Here is a 461-nt window from a genome sequence, read left to right as displayed (position 1 = left end):
TGCTGAAATAGTGAAAGTAACTTCGGCAGAAGAGTTAATAGAGGCGGCCGAGTCAGAAAAAGCTAAAATTATTTTAGTACCGGAAGGAACAATTGATTTCAGAAACTTCAGAAAAGTAACAGTATGTTATCAACCATGCACGGTTAACACCTCGGAAAGTGGCGGTTATAAAGGATACTGGAACAGTAGCGGTACATGCCCCGGAGCTGAATCAACCACAAAAGAGATCCAACAATGGGAAAGAAGGATTTGGGTACAATCCAACAAAACTATAATAGGCATGGGAAGAGGAGCTTCATTGCGGGGCGTGATGCTGTATAATCGTGACAACAGCAATGTGATTATGAGAAACCTCAAGATCTGGGACATTAATCCCCATATTATTGAAGCCCTTGACGGGGTGCTTTTATATGGCGCTACAAAAATGTGGATAGACCACTGTAGCTTCAAATGGATAAGTG

Annotated in this window: 1 protein-coding gene; it reads left to right on the top strand. The window is 41.9% G+C overall.

Annotation, left to right across the window (positions count from 1 at the left end; translation table 11 throughout):
- Positions 1–10: 10 nt before the first annotated feature.
- Positions 11–461: pectate lyase family protein (locus E1163_RS31490; RefSeq protein WP_484494431.1), on the top strand; the 451-nt coding region annotated here is incomplete at its 3' end.

It is taken from the genome of Fulvivirga kasyanovii (assembly GCF_009711405.1).
Classification (GTDB): domain Bacteria; phylum Bacteroidota; class Bacteroidia; order Cytophagales; family Cyclobacteriaceae; genus Fulvivirga; species Fulvivirga kasyanovii.
Note: the sequence above shows the minus strand (reverse complement) of the source record. Positions and strands in the feature narration are given on the sequence as shown.